General features: G+C 63.4%; 1 pseudogene. It reads right to left on the bottom strand.

What is annotated here, in order from left to right:
* Positions 1-522 (bottom strand): annotated as a pseudogene (locus IB250_RS28505) (type IV secretion protein Rhs); the annotation flags it as partial.

Genomic DNA, 522 nt, shown 5'->3' with positions numbered 1-522 from the left:
TAGGCATAGTCGCGGCGGTACAGGTTTTTTTGCTGTTGGCTGACGGCGTGGGCCTTCAGTCGGCCCTGGTCGTCGTAGGCATATTCGCTGAGCAGCAGGCCTTGTTGGCGGTTTTGTTCGCGACCGGCGAGGAAGGTGTGCGACGTAAGCCGCGCGCCATTGAGGTCGATGGCCGTCAGCGCGCCGCCCTTGGCGTGGTGATAGTCGAGTTTGCTGCCATCGGGCAGGCGCAGGCGGTTGAGCTGGCCGCAGGCGTCGTAGCCGCAACGCAGCGTGCCCCAACCCTGGTGCTCGGTGATCAGGCGGTCCTGCTGGTCGTATTCGAATTCCAGCGGATGGTCGTGGCCATCGTCGACGCTGGTCAGTCGGCCCAGTGAGTCGTAGCGATACGCGACCTGGATGCCGTCGGGCAGGGTTTTGACCAATAGGCGTCCGGCCGCGTCCCGCTCATAAGCCGTGACCAGTTGCGAGCCGTCATCGCCAAACTCGATTTTCTCCAGCAGCTGGCCGTTGAGGTCGTAG

Source organism: Pseudomonas sp. PDM09, assembly GCF_014852305.1.
Classification (GTDB): domain Bacteria; phylum Pseudomonadota; class Gammaproteobacteria; order Pseudomonadales; family Pseudomonadaceae; genus Aquipseudomonas.
This window is presented reverse-complemented; position numbering and strand designations above follow the sequence as displayed.